The organism is Actinobaculum sp. 313 (assembly GCF_003073475.1).
GTDB lineage: Bacteria > Actinomycetota > Actinomycetes > Actinomycetales > Actinomycetaceae > Asp313.
In genome coordinates, this window is the sequence record NZ_CP029033.1 from 1911794 (window position 1) to 1930504 (window position 18711).

Here is an 18711-nt window from a genome sequence, read left to right on the forward strand (position 1 = left end):
CTTTGCAGCTGTGGCTGCGTGCAGCAGTTGTCCTCGGTATGCTCGCGATGGTCACACGCGGCACCTGGTCTCCGGTGGTAGCGATTGCTTCGTACGGTGGCTTGGCCCCCACTGGCAGCGAAGGCTACGTGCAACGGGCGAACCCCTCTGGCAGCGACGGCTACGTGCGGTGGCTGGTCCTCTGAACGCAAAAGTTACGTACAGTGGCTTGGCCCCTGGCGGCTATAATGTCCGCGCGCGGCAGCTTGGTCTCTAGTGGCTGCGACCGCTACGTGTACCACGCCGTACAAAGCCGTCTGCTCCCAGTAATACTGCGGCCGCCATCAAGTCATTCGGTCGGTAGGAGCTTGTGAACAGCCCGCAATCAATTGCCTTATCGGTGAGGAAATCGGGCGCAATTGGAGCCGGGTGGGTTATATCCCACACCAGGAGCCCAGCCATGAGCTCAGCTGCAGCCGCAGCATCCAGCGGTGGCATCCCGAGCCGCTCGAGCCCAGCGTATGCAGCGCGCAGCGCCCTGGATGAGAGCACAGACTCGGTGCGCGCCAGCGGCCCGACATTATAGGAAACTACGCGCCCAGCCGCCTGCTCGACAGTTGCGCGCCACCGGCCGATCCGTTTCGCCGCAGCATAGTTCGGCCCCTGCACGTCAATGAAACCGTTGTATACATTCGCCCCGTGGTCGCCGTGTACATCACCTTCTGAACCGGTATGCGTCGCACGGACGTGGGTGGAGTCGCCGTCGGCCGAGCAGGCGCAGGCAGAAACGGTGGGGGCGGAGTCGCCGTCGGAGCAACCAGCATATGCGCCGCGCTGGATACCGTTGTTGCCGTTGCACAAGGCGTTGTGAATCCCTTGCCGCGCTGCTCCTTGACCAGTGGCGGATACGCCGGGTTTCCGAGCCGGTTCCAATCGGCGCACTTTGGCGTAGGCGGTTACGGCGTGTGCCAGCGCTCCCGTGCCAAATCGGGTGCGAGGCGCGAGATCGAGCAGGAAATACGCGTCGGTCGGAGTCCCGTACCAGGCGAGCGCTATGTCCGGACGTGCTTCGATGAGTAGGCGCTCGACGACGTCGGCACCTGCCGCCGCCAATAAGAACTGCGATCCGGGCGCATACAGTGTGTCAACAACCACCAGGCGTCCAGGCAACTGCGCTGCCCACCCGGCAATCGCTCCGGGATCGTCGACCACGTCGCCGACACCGCTCGGGGGAAGAAAGAGTGTGCCAGCCGTCGTGGCAGCGTACGAGGTCAACGCGCGCACGCCGGGAGAAGCCGGGCGCCCCACCGCGGCCACGCGCGCTCCCAAAGCCAGCAACGTGCGCGCGGGTGAAAGCTCGGCGGAGGCACCCAGACACACGAAGGTCCACTCGGATAAATCCGGCAAGGCTGGTGCCAGCGCAAGCTCGCGAAGCGCGTTGGCTGCTGCGGGGCGGATTCGGCCCGCCTTCCGCCACTCCCCCAGCCACGTGAGGAAAGTTTCACCGCCGTTACGCCACGCGGGCAGCGCCTCATCGGCTACCTGACTAGCCGCGCCCGCAATGACCGTCCCACAGCCGACGTCGCGCATCGTCACCTCGCCGATCACCCGCCCATCACCGGTCCGAATAGTAGCGGCGATGAACTCCAGGCCGGCCCGCGCGGCCTGGGCGCCAATCTGCGGTGCGTCATAGGCCGAGAGCGCCGTCATGGCGTCGCGGTACGCACGCCGCCAAGGATCGGCCGACGCGATAAGTTGCCGCAGCTCGGAGTTTTTGCCCGCAGCAGCCAGGCACATTCCCGCGTCACCGCCGTCGATGTGAGACGTCCGTCCTCGCGCGGGAGCGACAGCCGATACGGCGAAGGACGGTGGCGTATCAACCCGCCGCCAAGGAATTCCTCCGCGGTGTCATCGGCTGAGGTGTCCACAGCGCGCTGCGAGCGGCCATGCCAGTGGCCTTCCGCCCGCTCGTCAGAAGTCTCGCTGGCAGGGACGCTCAAAATGCGCTGCGACAACAGCTCTTCGTTGTGGTCTACCGGCTCCGACATCTCATCTGAAACCGTATGCGGCATATCCGCTGCTGAGTCACGCGTCCCATCTGCGACGACGGCGTAACACAGATGCACGAGATCACGCCCGTTGCGCTCGTCCAGTATCGCGTAGTCCAGGCGCGGTCCGACGACACTTCCATAACCGTTGCGCTGCGTTCCGTGCTGTTGCCCTCGAACCTCGACATCCGGCTCCCTCTCCGCCGAACCGGACCGTTGAACTCCCACCTCGGGTTGTCCGCGCTCGGTTCGTCGGGCCTCGGCTTGCCGTACAGAAGGTCCAATTGTCGGCATACCAGTCGTGGACTGCGATTCCGTGCTTCCAGACTGCGCCTCTCGCACCTCAGATGCGGGCTGCCGCTCCCAGCCCGCAGATTCCTCTGCACCGTCCTTGGGAAAGCACTCCTGGAGCGGGCGACTGCCCTGTGAATCGAGCGCGCCCCTAGCCTGTGGAGTACCTGCCCCAGCAGCACCAACTCGACGGTGGCCGGAAGCATCACGGGCGCCCGAAAATAAGCAGCCCCGGCACAGGGGGTTCGCCCGTCTATCCCCGCTTGGGTGGCAGCCCACGCATCAAGCGCAGCCCCGTGCAGAATCGCGCGGCGAAATCCAAAGAGCCGCGCCGACACTGCGGACATGTGAATGGGGTTGGCGTCACCTGTCAGTCGTGCCCATTGACGCGAATCAGCGATAGAAAAAGCACGGCGGGCCATTTGGGGACACTGTCCGACGTCGAGCCTGCCCGCCGAGTTGACGCCGTATCGGCTGCGGGCATCCGGTACCGGGAGCACGACAGGTGCCGCAGAACCGCCTTCGTCGCTTTCCTGCATCTCACGCGCGGTGCCTGTGGGCTTATCGGCTTGCTTCTCAACACCGTCTCCTCCAGCGAGTTCCTCCAGCGTCCGCTGGTTCTCGTTCCCGTGCAGATGGTCCAGATTCACCCGCCTGCCACGTCCCGAATGATCCTCCTGCTTCCCGTGTGCGGCGTTTGAGGCCTCATTGTCACGCTGTTCATGCCCAGCCGCTCCGGGAAGGCCTTCTCGCCCCTCCCGTTCCTCTCGCATTAGCGGACTACCCTGCCAGCTCTCTCGGTCTAGTTGTAGTTCCCGCTGCCTTTCCTGCCCGATGGACTCGGCGCCTCGGCGCGTTCGCCGAGACAGATAGGAAATAGCCTCTTCGTAGCACAGGCGCGATAGAGATCGTCTATTGGCCGCTGTCCGGCTGGAAGACCCTCCGCTCGCAGGCCCTTCATTCGCGAGCCACACCGAGCAGAACAGTTCCAGATGCGTGCCGGCAGAGTCCTCGTGTACGCCACCCACTCGCACCTGGATATCCAGCCGGTCCCCCGTCTTCACCGGGCGCAGGAGCCGCCATGACTGCCCGGTCACCACCAGCCTTGGCAGTGAAACAGGTAGCCGCTGATCGGCAAGTACCTCCACACTCGGCTCGAAACACAGCGCATGTAACAGGCCCGGAGGAACCATCAGAGAGCCCTGAACCCTGGGACCCTCCACACCGAGAAACTTGGCGAAGGTCGCCACCTGCTCGCGCGTCACGGACGCCGTCGTCGTGATGCATGGCCCATTCCCAAGCGACTGCCGTACTGGTTGTTTCCTATTCGCGCTGCTAACGGCCACAGCGGCGAGACGACCCAGTTGCTTGATGTGCGACCTTGCCATGTGCCCTCCGAATTCCCATTGGCTGCCTAGAACGCTTGCGCGTTGCGCGCGAGCTACTACGTGCGCAATGACGACTCACGCATCACACATGCGAACGACTACATGCGCAACGACCTCCCACGGGTCGCGGCCGCAAACGAGCGCGTACGCAACGCAGCCACAAACGACCACATGCGCGTTGCAGCCATTAGCGACTACATGTGCAACAACCTCCCACGCATCACACATGCGAACGACTACATGCGCGACGACCACCCACGCATCACACATGCGAACGACTACGTGCGCGACGACCACCCATGCATCGCAACACGCCTACCCACCCACCATACTTGTTTCAGTTGCCCTTGGCTGGCCCCTCGTCCAGGTCACACCTGCCTGAGGGACGCGATCAGCCCAATAGTGCGCACGCCCCAAAGCGTCCGTGTCAAAATCCCGTCCAAACGGAAACAAAATGGAATCGCTCAATTTAAAGAATGGCGGAATTCCGCGGATTTGAAGCGATGGCTGTTTGGCGAACTCATCGTTTGGACGGGATTTTGACACCTGTAGCCCACCAAGGCCGCATTCTCGGCCTGCAGGAGGCGCGTGCGACGGGCACCGAGCCGCGTTGGCGCTGCCACGCAGCGCATTGTCGGCCTAAAGGCCGGATTGGCCGCCCATACATGCGCACCGCCCCTATATGTTAGGAACATATGCTAGGTGCATCGCTCTCGAAGAACGCACAGGACGCCACGCCCGCCTGCCAGGGACGCGTTCCCAAAGCATCCGTGTTAGCAGGGCGCCATTACACCAGCCAGCACTTCTGGCGAGGGCGAGCTCATAGCACCTGCGCTGAGTCATATCACCCGTGCTAATCGGGCGCCGGCAGCAAAGCCCAAAGCAAAAGAGGGGACCCGGAACCGGATCCCCTCTCGCTAGCTTTATGTCAGTCGCTCAGCAGGCCAGTCTGGTAGGCCTTCGCCAGCTTGCGCGGAATGCGCACCTCGCGCCCTTGAACGCGGACGGTCTGAAGCTCGGTCAGCTCGGCCTTCCACTGGGAACGACGAGAGCGAGTGTTGCTGCGGGACATCTTGCGCTTGGGAACTGCCATGTCTACCGCTCCTCTCCATCAATCAACCGCCGGCCGGCGGCCCGTCTTCTTTCTTCCGCACCGGCATTTCACCGGCGCACACAAGTCAGCATTTTACCCGCCCAAGCCCCTCCCCGCCATTCCGGAGGCGAGCTGTGCAGGCGCCATCCGCGAGGAGTTGCTCACAGCAAGTTGCTCACACTCTCTTTCCTGCCCCGACGGCATAAGTCCCCTCTACGCATGCCGCTCATTCGTCGAATGAACAGAGCAGAGCCGCACTGATCGCAAAGTTGTTCGCATATGCTCAGCTTCGCCCACCGCAGTCCAAATCCAACCATGCACATCGAAGCAGAGCCACCACATATCGAACTTCGACCGCAGTAGGAAGTGTGAACGCCCACCGTCAGCAACACCCCGACCACCGGCACTTATGGCCAGTGACGCGCACATCCGATGAGTCCTCGCAGTGCCTCGTCAATGAGTGGTCCACAATGGAAGGGTGAACCCGATCCTGCTTTCCTCTGCGGCCCAGCGCAGCGCATTGCGGAATGAAATCGTCGTCAAACGCTCACGTTTCTTGGCTGCGGTAGCTCGAGTTCCCGATGCCGCAGCAGCTCGCGCGTTCATCGACGCCGAACGTGCTGCAACACCCGATGCTCGGCATCATTGCACCGCTTTCCTCGTCTCCGTTTCGGGAGCGGCCCCGCAATCGCATTCCTCCGACGACGGTGAGCCCTCCGGAACTGCCGGACGTCCCATGTTAGACGTGCTGACGGGAAGCGGAGTTATCGACATCGTCGCCGTAGTCACGCGTTATTTCGGCGGTACCCTCTTGGGCACGGGCGGCCTTGTGCGCGCATACTCCGATGCGGTTCGCGAATGCCTCGAGGGAGCGAAACTCGTAGAACGGCAACACGTCCCTATTTGGCAGGCATTCCTGCCCCACGACTATGCCGGGCGTTACATCGCAAAGGTTTTTGAAGCCGGGGAAACGGTCGAACCAGAATACCTGGAAGATGGCGTGCGAGTATCGGTGATGACCGACGCCGGCGAGCGTCTGCACGCTGAGCTGGCGCAGCTCTCCGGCGGCGCCATCACGCTTAAACAGGAAGGCAGCGCCGTCGTCGAACGCCCCTGGGGGCATATTCGCTCCGGGAAGGCAGTCACTGACGGAGAAACGCCCGGTCAGTAACAGGCAGCTGGGAGCAGACCCAACGTAACTCTAGCGTGGCTCGTCACGTCCAAGCCGCAACGTTGAAGTACGCGCCCACTCTTACGCATAGGCTATGATCATCCACGCAGTCACGGCCGATCTTCACACAGGCTCAATGGCGCTGGACTCTTGCGGGCGGCATACAACGCGGTTGCCGCCGCGCTACGCACGGACTCGACAACAACACCTGGACACGACCTGGTCAACGCGCCCGCGCCACCGAACTCACTGCACCACCAGGCTCACTACACCTCCAGACGCACTGCACCACCGAACTCACTACACCTCCAGACCCGCTGCACCACCGCCCCTTGCCGCATCGTATTTCGCTATGAGAGACAATCACCTCAAAGATTGGACAACAGCCAGCGAGTGTGCGAGTGTTAATCACGTCGTCCATGGAGAAAAAGAAGGAGGGGACCTCATGATGCACGCAACTCGCCGTCCCTCCTTCTGCATGTGCTGTCTGTGTCTTTAGGGCGTCAGGCTTTACTGGTGCGCCCGCGCACGCTTGACGCTCGTCAGCTCCCCATCTGAGCATCATCATTCCCACGAGAATTCGAGAATTCATAGGCATTTGCACGTAAAAGGAGTTTCCCATGTCTAATATTCACGCCGACGCTACCGCACTTGTTGGCGGCACCCCGCTCGTCCGTCTCAACCGTCTGACCAATGGCTCGGAAGCCACCGTGCTCGTCAAGCTCGAGTACTTCAATCCCGCCAATTCCGTGAAGGACCGTATCGCCGTCGCCATCGTTGATGCCGCCGAAGAGTCCGGCCAGCTGCCTGCAGGTGGAACGATTGTGGAGGCAACATCCGGCAATACCGGTATCGGCCTGGCATGGGTAGGGGCCGTGCGCGGCTACAAGGTCATTTTGACCATGCCGTCGTCCATGTCGCGTGAGCGGCGCGCTCTTCTGCGCGGTTTCGGTGCCGAACTGATCCTCACCGACCCCGCCGGAGGAATGCAGGGCGCAGTGGATAAGGCGAAGGAAATTGTCGCCTCCACACCGGGCGCCGTATTGGCCTCGCAGTTCGCCAATGAGGCCAACCCTCGCATTCACGAGAAGACGACCGGGGAAGAGGTCTGGGCCGATACCGACGGCAACGTTGACTACTTCGTCTCCGGCATAGGTACAGGTGGAACAATTACCGGCTCCGGGCGGACTCTTCGCCGGTACAACCCGGATATCAAGCTTGTTGCCGTTGAGCCGACTGAATCGCCGCTCCTTTCCGAAGGCAAGGCGGGTCCGCACAAAATCCAGGGCATCGGCGCGAATTTCGTGCCGGACGTACTAGACACAGACATCTACGACGAAGTCATCACCGTGCCGAGCGATGCCGCCTTGGCTACCGCGCGACGGGCTGCTACCGAAGAGGGATTACTGGTTGGTATCTCCTCCGGGGCCGCGATTGCGGCCGCCCTGCAGATTGCCAAGCGCCCGGAAGCGGCTGGTAAGACAATCGTCGCCATTGTTCCGGACTTCGGAGAGCGCTACGTTTCGACGCCGCTTTTTGAGGGACTCGCTGACTGAGACAGGAAAATGGCCGTGGGCCGGTGCCTCGTGGTACCGGCCCACCCGTATAACATTCTGACCTGGGCACCGTGCTGAAATTGAGCGCGGGAGGGCCGGGCAACAGAAGGAGACTGCACGATGGGACAGGCAAAACCACGGCTGCGGGAGTTGCTGCGCGAGGATCTGAAAGCAGCGCGCGACCATGACCCTGCGGCACGATCTAATGTCGAAGTTGCCCTTGCCTATTCCGGCGTCCACGCATTGTGGGGTTATCGGGTCGCACACGCCATGTGGGAATCCTCCCCGCGCCTGCGTCTACCGGCACGCCTGCTCTCGCAGGCCGTGCGCGGACTGACCGGCATCGAAATCCACCCCGGCGCGAAAATCGGGCGTCGCTTCTTCATCGATCACGGCATGGGCGTAGTGATCGGCGAGACCGCTGAGGTCGGCGAGGACTGCATGCTCTACCACGGTGTCACCCTCGGCGGCACATCGCTTGAGCCCACAAAACGCCATCCGACGTTAGGCGACGGCGTCGTCGTCGGTGCCGGCGCAAAGGTGCTCGGACCGATCACATTGGGTGACGGCGCTCGAGTGGGAGCTAACGCCGTCGTCGTCAAAGACGTCCCACCGAAAACCACCGCCGTGGGGGTTCCCGCCAAGTTACATCAACGCGCATCCGAGGCCTACACCATCGACCCGGCGATGTATATCTGACAGCGGCAGACTCTGATAGCGGCGGAATCTACGCACTTCGTACCGGGTGGCGGATTACCGTCTTGAGCTTCTCCGGTGCCACCTTGCGCGCATCACTGAGGTAAATTTCGTGGTGGTGGCGCTCCTGTGTAATGTCGAGAACGTATCCCTGCTGTGTGGCGAAGTCATCTATCAACGCCACGGTCGCAGGTTCGCGGTCATAGGGTCCGATGTGCATGCATTGAACGCATAGCCCCTCATCAAGTGGCAGGTACTCCACGGCAGAGAAGTCGGCATTCTTCTTTCGCGTTGCCTCGCCGATAGCCCAGGCAAACTCGTCCCGCGTAACGAAGTCAGGTAGGCGGATCACAGAGATCCACTGGAAGTCAGCTTTGCGGGCGTAGTCGACCCCGGCGACGCCGTCCTGCCACCAGAAGCCCTCCAGCGGCGGAACCACGTAGTCAAAATACCCCGCAATCCGGTGATCGCCCATCTTGCTCATTTTGATGGTGAAGGCGACGCTGTACAGCAGGTTGATCGCCTGCTTGTATTCCCCGTCCTCAAGATTGGGATCACCGCTACCTCGTACCGCAAGGAAGTTCATCGCAGGCACCGTGACGATGCCCGGTTTCCTCGGCGGCAGGTAGAACTCCTTGTACTCCTTCTTGAAATCAAATGCCACAGTGCACCTTTTTCCCGCTCTGCCCATCGCGCGGAATTGCGCCTCCGCACCTATGGTAGAGGCTCTGGGCAGAGATGCCGCTCGCACCCTCAGAGCGCAAGAAAACAAGCGACTGACCCGCAACACCCAGGGCGGACCCGCAACCACGAAGGTGCAGGCGTTTGGGCAGCGGGTGCTACCCGCGTGGCAAACTGTGATGCTTGCCTTGACGCGAGTATCACCCGGCTATCGTCAGCTGCGGGAGGCCTCGTAATCCGCCAGTAGATCGATGCGACGCTGGTGACGCTGATCCTCGCTGAACGGGGTCTCCAGAAAGGTCTTCACAAGCTCCCATGCCTCTTCGACGCTATGCTGGCGAGCGCCAACGGAGATGACATTGGCGTTGTTGTGCTCGCGGCCGAGAGCTGCCGTGCTCTTATTCCAGGCGAGGATGGCCCGCACGCCCGTCACCTTATTCGCGGCAATCTGCTCGCCGTTGCCCGAACCGCCAATCACAATGCCGAGCGAGCCTGGATCGGCGACGACGCCCTCACCACACGCGATGCACATGGGAGGATAATCGTCCAGACTGTCGTATGTGGAGGCTCCGTGGTCAACAACCTCGTAACCCGCCTCCCGCAGCTTGGGCACTAGGTACTCTTTCAGTTCAAAACCGGCATGATCGGTTGCAATGTGTACTCGCATGTTTCCATGGTAGTGGGTTACTCCGACACAATTTTAGGACATGACGGCAGGTCTTTTCGCCACGGCCATGTCGGAGCCTGCCTGTATGCTTGGCGCATGACAGAAACGCATACTGACTCGCTCGGCCCGGTGCTGGAGGGCGCGGATTCCGCGGTCCGCATTCAAGACGATCTCTTCCATGCCATCAATGGCACATGGCTGGCCACCCAAGAGATTCCTTCCGACCTCTCCTCCTACGGTTCCTTCATGAAACTACATGTGGAAGCCGAACAGCAGGTGCACGAGATCATTGAAGAACTCGTCGCCTTGGCCCCGCTGAAGGTGAGGCACAGCAGATCGCCAGCTTCTTCCGTTCGTGGATGGATACCGAAACAGCCAATGCGCGCGGAGCATCACCACTGGATAGTGATTTAGCACTGGTTGCAACTGCGTCAGATAAAGCTGAACTTGCCGCCGCCGTCGGGCAACTACTTGCTTCCGGCGTGGGCACCTTCTTCAGCTTCGGTGTTGACTCTGACCTCAATGATCCCAACCGTAATATCGCCTTCCTCTCACAGTCCGGGATTGGGCTTCCCGATGAGGCCTACTATCGCGAGCCCCAACACGCCGAGGTGCTCGCGGCATACAAGGCTTTCGTTCCGAAAATGCTTTCGCTGGTTTTCGGACTGTCCGCCGACGACGCCGCAGCCGAGGCTGCCACAATTATCGATGTTGAAGCCGCTATCGCCGCACATCATATGAACGTCGTCGATACGCGCGACCTGGACAAGGTCAACAACCCGATGCAGTGGAGTGCCTTCACAGGATCAGCCCCCGGCTTCGATTGGGATGGTGCGGTCGCGGCGGCGGGGCTGACGGAGGAGAAACTGGCGGATGTACTGGTCCTGAATCCGGATGCTCTTTCTGGAAGCGCCCGGCTGTGGGCTGAACTTCCGCTGGAGAAGTTGAAGTCCTACACTCGCTGGCGGATCGCCGTCGCCTACTCGAAGTATCTCACCGAGGAGATCGATCAGGCATTTTTCGACTTCTACGGCCGTACCTTGACGGGAGCGGAAGAACAGAAGGAGCGGTGGAAGCGCGGCGTACAACTGGTCAACGGCGCACTCGGCGAGGCAATCGGTAAACTCTACGTGCAACGGCACTTCCCACCCGAATACAAGGCGAAAATGGAACAGTTGGTCGCGGATCTTCTGCAAGCCTATCGGGAATCCATCACGCAACTTGACTGGATGGGAGAGGAAACGAAGAAGAAGGCACTTGAGAAGGTCGACTCCTTCGATCCTAAGATCGGGTACCCGGAAAAGTGGCAGGACTACTCTGCCATGAAGATCGGTGACGATCTGGTGGAAAACGTTCGCCAGGCCACTCGCTTCGAGTTCAACCGCGACATCGCCAAGCTCGGCGCGCCGGTGGATCGCAGCGAATGGTTGATGTCACCGCAAACGGTTAACGCCTACTACAAGCCGACGTGGAATGAGATCGTTTTCCCCGCCGCAATCCTGCAGTTCCCCTTCTTCGATCCCAACCGTGATGATGCCCTGAACTATGGCGGTATTGGCGCGGTGATCGGCCACGAAATCGGGCATGGTTTCGACGATCAGGGCTCAAAGTACTCGGCAGACGGCTCGCTGAACAACTGGTGGACAGACGAGGATCGCACCGAATTTGAAAAGCGGACGAAAGCACTTGTGGAACAGTATGACGCGTATATTCCCGGCGAGTTTGAGCCGGATAGCCCCCACCATGTGCAGGGCGCATTGACGCTCGGGGAGAATATCGGCGATCTCGGCGGCCTGACAATCGGCCTGAAGGCCTACGGCATTGCGCTGCGCCGGGAAGGAAAGACCCTCGCGGACGCTCCTGTGATCGACGGTTATACCGGCGTGCAGCGTGTTTTCCTCTCCTATGCGCGGATCTGGCAGGAAAAGCGGCGCCCGGAGATAATGCAAACCTTGCTCGCCACCGATCCGCATTCGCCCGCCGAGTTCCGTTGCAATGGCGTGGTGAAGAACGTTGACGCCTTTGCGGAGGCGTTCGATGTGAAACCGGGTGACGAGTTGTACCTGCCTCCCGAAGAACGAGTACGTATCTGGTAGCTGTCACGTATAGTTGCCCGCCAAATGTTCTGCCGTGTGGCGGTATCGGTTTCGTCATCGACCGCAAACCATGAATCGGACAACGAGACGCGGACCGAATCTGAGTTTCACGCCGGTTGCGTACGCCGGCAAATGTCAGTTGAGTAACCGATACCGACCACCAGGCCACTGACCTTAGGGAGTCGTCGCGAGGCGATAGCGGCGTCCCCCTGCGTCCCGCTGCAGTATCCCGTTGTCCACGCAGTCGCGGCGGGCCAGCGCAACATCATCGACAAAAACCGCCAGCGCCGCATTCAGTTCAACTTCAGTACACGATTGCCAGCGGTTACGACGAAAGACCTCTTCGCATGCCCTCCGTGCAAGAGGAAGACGTCTTCTTTCCTGCACCGGAAGCTCGATGGGCCCTTGCTCGAAAATAGCCTCTACATCAAGAGCTTCGGTAACCGCGGCGCGTAGCTGTTGCAGCGCATCCGCGTTTAGACCCGTCGCGTCAACGAAGGAAAGCCGATTGACCGGCGCTGACTGAGTGCGGTCACCGCTGAGAACGGCTGCGAGTTCTTTTCGTAGCGAGGGCGCACACAGCACATTGAGAAGCAAACGTATCTCAGACACGGGTTGAGCCACCATTACGCAACAGTCTCCTTAACGGTCAAGAACAGAATCAAGGCGAACACGTAGCTTGGCATACTGGGAACCACGGCCCAATCCGGGGCACACCGAGAAAGCTGTTAACCCCCTCGGTACAAGCCCAACCGCATTCGCCTCACTCAAAAATCGGGCCGACGTTCCGGCTGCGCTTCAACTCGAAGAAACCGGGGGTGCGGGCCAACGCCACACAACCATCCCACAGGTCAAGCGCCGCCTGACCGTGCGGAGCGGGCGAGATCACCGGACCGAAGAAAGCCACGCCGTCAAAGGCGATAATGGGCACACCCACTTCGTCGCCCACCAGTTTCAAACCAGCAGCCGTGGAGGCACGGACAACGTCAGCATACTCCCCCGCTCGGTCAATCAGATCGGCAGGTGCGCCAACGGCGGCCAACGCCTCAGCCAAAGCATCACGCTCATTCAGACGCCCACCCACGAAATGCCTTGTGCCAAGCTCGGTATAGAAACGCCCCAGCACTTCGCTTCCCAGTGTTTGCTCAACCGCGGCGGCCACCTCCGCACCCAGACGCCCCTCTTCGACGTGCGCACGGTAGTCGGCGGCGATGTCCTTGTCCTCGTTAAGAACGGCGAGAGAAAAAGCGTGCCAGTTCACGGAGAAACCGCGCGCCTCGGACACCTCCACAAGCCAGCGGGAGGTAATCCATGTCCAGGGGCACGACGCATCAAACCAGAAATCAACGGTAGTACTCATGCCTCTATCGAACACCCTCGCAGCGCGGTACGCCAGTGATACGTGCCGCATTGTCACGCCAAGTTTGATTCACACCATCCATCTGATGCCCCCGCGCCCATTCGACACAGCCCGGATCTTCGTCACCCACGCTCGATAAAGGCAACACCTTCCGTATGAGCACCAAGCCTATTTGAAATAGTCCGGATATTCCGCAAAGGGGTCGTGCTCACTGTGCTTGACCCAACCGCTATAGACCTCCTCGGCGCTGATACCGGGGAACAACACGGTATGCCCGCTGAAGTCGCCGTCGGTGAACCAGAGCACCAAGTCAGGGTCAGGATGTACCTCCCGCAGCCACACCGCGGCCTCGGCTATCTGCTCCGAGCCGCCATCTATTGACACAAGTCCGCCACCTGGAAAGTGAATCACAAGGAAAAGCGGGCCATCGGCTGGATTCACTTCGAACTCTGCATCACTGATGTACCTGCCGGGGTCATGCCGCATGACCCGACACCGCGGCCATCGTTCCTGGGCCCATTGCAGAAAGGTCTCCGCATCGAACATATGCTGATCAGAGGTCACAGTTATGACGCAGAATCCCACTGACATCTCGGCACTCCTTCGCGCGCACGCAGCCGTGCACCTGACTGAGGGGCTGTGCAACATGTTAGATGTTCCATGAACACGTGGCCATTACCGACGTCGCAGAGAAGGCTCCAGTACGCACAAGAACAGCCCAGCCGCGGCGAGAAGAAAACACATCAGCTCAGTCGTCTCCAGCCCCAGATGGTTCATCAGTGGAGCAGCTAATACCTGGCCAACCGGAACAGCGACAAGCGAACCAAGCATGTCAATCGCAAAGACTCGTGATAGCAGATGCTGAGGAATATCGGCCTGCATCACGTTCTTCCAGGCCAGACTCTGAAAAGCGATCGACGTACCGGCAGCAAAGAAGGCCAAATAGAGCAGTGGAGCGGCGGTGGGCGCGTATCCGATGACCAAGAATGGAAGTGCCTGGCAAACGCACATGATCATTGAACGATACAGCGGCCTACTCCAGAAAACGCGCGCTGCAATCAACGAACCGGCGAGCAGGCCGATAGCCTGGAACGACCGTGCAAAGCCCCACGAGGAACGACTCAGTTCCTCCCCTATGACCCACGGGCCGATCGTCGTCGTGCCGAGTGCTATCAAGGCGTTGAGTAGCGTGAATGAAGCCACCACGGCCCGAAGCCACGGAACCCGAATGAAGTATCGCCAGCCTTCGAGCAGGGCTTGCACGGGTGGCTCCAACGCCGCGACTGCATCAGTTTTGATCCCGAAGAGCAGCATCATGGCAAACAGCCAACACATCCCGTTGACGGCTAGGCAGGCAGGCGTGCCCCACGCCGTGACCAATACACCAGCTACAACGGGACCGATGACGCCCAAAGTGGCACGGACTTGTTGCAAGAGTGCGTTCGCCGCGTTACGTCGCTTCATGGCAACCAGTTCCGGAATGATTGACTGAGTCGCGGGCATCATCAATGCTGCGGCGGCTCCATTGATAAACTCCAAAACCGCTAGCGAGTAGACGGTGGCTAACGCGGTGTACAAAAGCCACGCGGCAACGCACTGTGTCAGCCCTGCGGTCAAACAGCAGACCTGCAACAGCTTGACCTTCGAGCGAGAATCCGCAATCACACCGCCGACAACAACAAATAGCAGCGTTGCCACCGCTCGTGCGGCCAGCACTAAGCCCAGCCCACCCAGCGAGTCTCCGGTATCAATCGCCGCGAAACTCACCGCAATCGGAGCCATTGAAGTACCGCACCAGCTCACGGCTTGGCTGAGGAAGTAGCGCCGAAAAAGCCGCTCGCGTATAGGTGAATTGGAAAACAATGGCGACATGTAACTCCCCGGACTCCCCTTCACCGAATGGGGCGATGGTGTTGCCTTCGCTTGATTGTACCTGTGTAAGTCGTCCATGCAGTTCTGGATGAACGGTACGACAGTGGCCGCGAATAATATTCCCGGGGCATCTCGTGGGTCCAGCCTGTGTATAGCTTGCTTCGGCCGTCACCAGAGTCCATGGCGCCTCCGGCGTCTTGAGTGTTCCTATGATTCTGAGCGCACCCACGTTTTAGGCGTCTCTGCAGTTCCCGGTGGGTGCAATCGAGAATCTCTCTGTAGCGATTCACAACCGAATCTGGGTACCCGCCATCTCACGCCCGGCTGCCGACTCGCACGAGTACAGACCTAAAAATCAAGCCATAGCTTCCTGGTCGCTTTCCACTTCTCCAAATCAAACACATCCGTGAGTATCAACGACCTCGAAATCGCTTTCGCCGCTTTCAGACAAACAATCTGGCATGTGAGAACTCTGGGCTGTTAAGCTCTGATCAAGTTGCGCAACTCACCGGGAAGGTACACGACACGCTATGGTCACCCTCACGAAGAAACGACTGGTCGCAATACTCGCGTCACTCGCAGTGATCATTGGAGCAGCCGTCTACGTAGTGTTCTGGCGGCCGCTTCCGCAAGGCACCCCGGAGCTGAGCCCCGAAATCGAAGTACTTCGCAACCAAGCGATGAGTCTACCGGAACGAGGCCCGCTCGATTTCGGCGACTACTCGATAGTTGTCACGTCCGTAAGTACCACGAATGTTGGTGTCAGTTTCGCTCGAGACGGCAACCATGCTACTCATACCACGATCGCCGTCGGTTCTTCTGAGGAAGTGCTCGGCTGCACCATCACCGTCCTAGAATCACATCCCACACGATCCGACAACGGTTCGGCACTCGTCGCCATCCAGTGCCCCGACGAAGCCTCCGCCACTCACTCCCCCATACCCGATACCGGCCCGTAGTCGGTATTCCGAAGCGGAACCAGCACTGTGACAAGCCGTGGGCGGCAACTGGCTAGCCGCCGCGTTGGGTACTCGAGTCATAGATCCTCCGGTTCTCACCGCTCCTCGCACACCACAGCTCCCCAGCCACACCTCCCAAACCGCAGCTCACGCTTTCGCGTAAGCTTGACCTTGTTCTATATCTGGGCCTGAATTTTTGGAAAGGATACCCATGCCGGGCACCAACCTCTCACGTGCCGAGGCTGCGGAACGCGCAAGCCTCGTCGCCACCGAATCTTATCGAGTGACCCTCGATCTGACCGGTGAATCCGAGACAATCTTCCCATCGGTCACCGAGATCGATTTCTCCGCTACGCCGGGGGCCTCAACGTTCATCGATCTTATAGCCGAGTCCGTTGAACGCATCGTGCTCAACGGGCAAGAACTCCCAACCTCGCTTTTCGCGGACTCCCGCATCGCGCTGAACGATCTCGCGGAACACAACACCCTCCGCGTGGAATCCACCATGAACTACTCGCGTACCGGTGAGGGACTACACCGCTACGTTGATCCGGCCGACGGCGAGGTCTACCTTTACTCCCAGTTCGAGGTGGCCGATGCCCGCCGCGTTTTCGCCTGCTTCGAACAGCCCGACCTGAAAGCCGACTTCACCTTCACCGTGACCGCACCGGCTTCCTGGCGTGTCTTCTCCAACTCGCCCTCGCCTGCACCAGAACTGGTTGGCGACGGCGTCGCCCGCTGGAGCTTCACTCCCACCGAGCGCATCTCCACCTATCTGACCTCTATCGTTGCCGGACCGTACGACGGCGTCGACGGAGCGGTCTATCAATCAACCGATGGCCGCGAAATCCCGCTGGGAGTGTGGGCACGCAAGTCGCTGGTCGAATACCTGGATGCGGAGGAGATCTTCACCATTACTCGGCAGGGCTTCGAGTTCTACGAGGCGAACTACGGCCATCCCTACCCCTTCCGGAAGTACGACCAGATCTTCTGCCCGGAGTACAACGCCGGCGCCATGGAGCATCCGGGCAATGTGACGATCGTCGAATCCTACGTATTCCGCACCAAGCCGACCGCCGCCATGGTTGACCGCCGCGCCATTACTATCCTGCACGAGCAGGCGCATATGTGGTTCGGTGACCTGGTCACCATGAAGTGGTGGGATGACCTGTGGCTGAATGAATCCTTCGCCGAGTACATGAGCCACCTGGCAGCCGTTGGCAACACCCGCTGGTCGGATGCCTGGATCACATTCCTTGCATCCGAGAAAACGTGGGCTCTGGCCCAAGACCAGCTGCCCTCCACACACCCGATTGCCGCCAATATTCGCGATATCGAGGATGTCCTGGTCAACTTTGACGGCATCACCTACGGCAAGGGTGCTTCCGTGCTGAAGCAGCTGGTTGCTTGGGTGGGTCAGGAGGAGTTCCTGGCCGGCGTGCGTAGCTACATCGCGAAGAATGCGTGGGGGAACGCCACCTTACAGGATTTGCTCTCCGAGCTTGAAGTGGCCTCGGGGCGCGACCTCTCCTCCTGGACCAAGCTGTGGCTAGAGGAGGCCGGGCCGAATACCCTCTCCCCCAGCATCACGGAGCGGGACGGCGTCGTCAGCGAACTCTCCATTGTGCAAACAGGCAATGGCCCCGCCTCTCTCAGGCCGCACCGCATCGGCGTCGCCGGGTTCGACCTCGTCGAGGGGAAGCTTGTGCGCACACTGACCACACAACTTGATATTGACGGCGAGCTCACTCCCGTTCCCGATTTTGCCGGTCAACCGCGGCCGGCGTTGATTCTGCTGAACGACGGCGACCACGCGTACGGCAAGATCCGCCTCGACGAGCAGTCACTGAATACCGCCGTGGAGCACCTTGACGCCTTCGACGATCATCTGGCGCGCTCCATCGTGTTCTTCTCCGCCTGGGATATGTGCCGCGACGCCGAGATCGCCGCAACCGATTTCTTGCAGATTGCGCTGAAGGCGGTCCGCGATGAAACCGACGGAACCGTACTGCGTCTGGCGCTGAATAACATTGTCACCGCAACAAATCTGTACTCGGCTCCCGCCCATCGGGAGGCCTTACGGCTCGATGTTGCCAACACCATGTTCGAGATTCTTCAGCAGGCCGCCCCAGGTTCGGATCACCAGCTGCAGATCGCTGCGGCAGCCGGCAGGCTGGCGGTGACCGATGAACAGTTGGACCTGATTGCCGGATGGCTCGACGGTGTGAACGTTCCCGAAGGGTACGACGTCGACGCCGAGGTGCGGTGGACGATTCTCGTAGCGCTGGCTGCGGCCGGGCGCATCGGCGAGGCGGAGATCGCTGCCGAATACGAACGCGACACCACGAGTTATGGGCAGATCTACTCCGCCCAGGCTCGCGGAGCTTTACCCGACGCCGCCGTGCGGGAGGCTGTGTGGAGCGATATCACCGGGCACGAGGTCAGTAACACCGTGCAGCGGAATCTCTGCCTGGGATCGGCGCGGGCAAAAGCAGAATCACTGGTTCCTTACGCGCAGCGCTACTTTGCGGATGCCGAGGCACAGTGGGATAACCACACGGTGGAAACCGCGTCCAATATGCTGGAATACGCATTCCCCTTGCAGTTGACGGGTCGCACCGACCTGGGGGTTGACCTTGTGGCACTGGGAGATGCGTGGCTGGCAGAGCATTCCGAGAGCACTGCACCGGCATGCGTCCGGCTGGTCTCCGAAGTGGTAGATGCAGCGCATCGTGCACTGCGCGCTCAGCAAGTCGACGCGGCAGGGGCGTAATCGCACCACGTGTGGGACCGGTCGCCCTATGAGAGGGCGCGCTCGCACTAAGAAGTGAATGCTGCCACGCTAAGAAGTGTC

At 60.5% G+C, this 18711-nt stretch carries 17 protein-coding genes; 8 read left to right on the top strand and 9 right to left on the bottom strand.

The window, feature by feature from the left end; genetic code table 11:
* Positions 1-252 precede the first annotated feature (252 nt).
* Entirely contained in the window at positions 253-1689 is a 1437-nt protein-coding gene (locus DDD63_RS08305) for a hypothetical protein (protein ID WP_125482480.1), read from the bottom strand.
* Complete coding sequence (locus DDD63_RS12940; RefSeq protein ID WP_240611229.1) at positions 1686-2255, bottom strand: hypothetical protein; 570 nt, start codon at positions 2253-2255, stop codon at positions 1686-1688. The genes DDD63_RS08305 and DDD63_RS12940 overlap by 4 nt, the downstream gene beginning before the upstream one ends.
* 446 nt (positions 2256-2701) lie before the next feature.
* Between DDD63_RS12940 and DDD63_RS12945 the strand changes: the two genes are divergently transcribed.
* Entirely contained in the window at positions 2702-3019 is a 318-nt protein-coding gene (locus DDD63_RS12945) for a hypothetical protein (RefSeq protein WP_240611230.1), read from the top strand.
* A gap of 1615 nt (positions 3020-4634) precedes the next feature.
* Here the strand turns inward: DDD63_RS12945 and rpmF are convergent.
* The gene (gene rpmF / locus DDD63_RS08320) at positions 4635-4799 is read right to left on the bottom strand and encodes a 50S ribosomal protein L32 (RefSeq protein WP_108715975.1); all 165 of its coding nucleotides are present in this window, start codon (positions 4797-4799) and stop codon (positions 4635-4637) included.
* Positions 4800-5277: 478 nt separating this feature from the next.
* Here rpmF and DDD63_RS08325 point away from each other — a divergent pair, with 478 nt between their 5' ends.
* From DDD63_RS08325 to epsC, 3 genes are all read left to right on the top strand, one after another.
* The gene (locus DDD63_RS08325) at positions 5278-5970 is read left to right on the top strand and encodes a YigZ family protein (protein WP_108715976.1); all 693 of its coding nucleotides are present in this window, start codon (positions 5278-5280) and stop codon (positions 5968-5970) included.
* A gap of 620 nt (positions 5971-6590) precedes the next feature.
* Positions 6591-7526 (top strand): cysteine synthase A, encoded by a 936-nt coding sequence (gene cysK / locus DDD63_RS08330; protein ID WP_108715977.1) that lies wholly within the window; start codon positions 6591-6593, stop codon positions 7524-7526.
* A gap of 120 nt (positions 7527-7646) precedes the next feature.
* A complete protein-coding gene (gene epsC / locus DDD63_RS08335) occupies positions 7647-8225 on the top strand; it encodes a serine O-acetyltransferase EpsC (protein WP_108715978.1) in 579 nt (192 codons plus the stop codon).
* 28 nt (positions 8226-8253) lie between these two features.
* Here the strand turns inward: epsC and DDD63_RS08340 are convergent, their stop codons facing one another.
* Together DDD63_RS08340 and DDD63_RS08345 are read right to left on the bottom strand one after the other, a co-directional pair.
* Complete coding sequence (locus DDD63_RS08340; protein ID WP_108715979.1) at positions 8254-8886, bottom strand: GyrI-like domain-containing protein; 633 nt, start codon at positions 8884-8886, stop codon at positions 8254-8256.
* A 231-nt stretch (positions 8887-9117) separates the two neighbouring features.
* Positions 9118-9570, bottom strand: a complete 453-nt coding sequence (locus DDD63_RS08345) for a ribose-5-phosphate isomerase (RefSeq protein ID WP_108715980.1) — start codon at positions 9568-9570, stop codon at positions 9118-9120.
* A 96-nt stretch (positions 9571-9666) separates the two neighbouring features.
* Between DDD63_RS08345 and DDD63_RS13385 the strand changes: the two genes are divergently transcribed.
* Both DDD63_RS13385 and DDD63_RS08350 read left to right on the top strand, forming a co-directional pair.
* Entirely contained in the window at positions 9667-9984 is a 318-nt protein-coding gene (locus tag DDD63_RS13385; protein WP_346426205.1) for a hypothetical protein, read from the top strand.
* Positions 9930-11666, top strand: a complete 1737-nt coding sequence (locus DDD63_RS08350) for a M13-type metalloendopeptidase (RefSeq protein ID WP_346426206.1) — start codon at positions 9930-9932, stop codon at positions 11664-11666. Before DDD63_RS13385 ends, DDD63_RS08350 begins: the two co-directional genes overlap by 55 nt.
* A 174-nt stretch (positions 11667-11840) precedes the next feature.
* Here DDD63_RS08350 and DDD63_RS08355 read toward each other — a convergent pair whose 3' ends face one another.
* The 4 genes from DDD63_RS08355 to DDD63_RS08370 form a co-directional block, all read right to left on the bottom strand.
* Positions 11841-12293, bottom strand: coding sequence for a DUF2087 domain-containing protein (locus tag DDD63_RS08355; protein ID WP_108715981.1), 453 nt, complete (start codon positions 12291-12293; stop codon positions 11841-11843).
* A gap of 136 nt (positions 12294-12429) precedes the next feature.
* Positions 12430-13026, bottom strand: a complete 597-nt coding sequence (locus tag DDD63_RS08360; protein WP_108715982.1) for a DsbA family protein — start codon at positions 13024-13026, stop codon at positions 12430-12432.
* A gap of 168 nt (positions 13027-13194) precedes the next feature.
* The gene (locus tag DDD63_RS08365; protein WP_108715983.1) at positions 13195-13617 is read right to left on the bottom strand and encodes a hypothetical protein; all 423 of its coding nucleotides are present in this window, start codon (positions 13615-13617) and stop codon (positions 13195-13197) included.
* An 84-nt stretch (positions 13618-13701) separates the two neighbouring features.
* A complete protein-coding gene (locus tag DDD63_RS08370) occupies positions 13702-14898 on the bottom strand; it encodes an MFS transporter (RefSeq protein WP_164505502.1) in 1197 nt (398 codons plus the stop codon).
* Positions 14899-15428: 530 nt separating this feature from the next.
* Between DDD63_RS08370 and DDD63_RS08375 the strand changes: the two genes are divergently transcribed.
* Together DDD63_RS08375 and pepN are read left to right on the top strand one after the other, a co-directional pair.
* On the top strand, positions 15429-15857 hold the full coding sequence (locus DDD63_RS08375) for a hypothetical protein (protein WP_108715985.1): 429 nt from the start codon (positions 15429-15431) through the stop codon (positions 15855-15857).
* A 211-nt stretch (positions 15858-16068) separates the two neighbouring features.
* Entirely contained in the window at positions 16069-18630 is a 2562-nt protein-coding gene (gene pepN, locus DDD63_RS08380) for an aminopeptidase N (protein ID WP_108715986.1), read from the top strand.
* Positions 18631-18711: the final 81 nt, after the last annotated feature.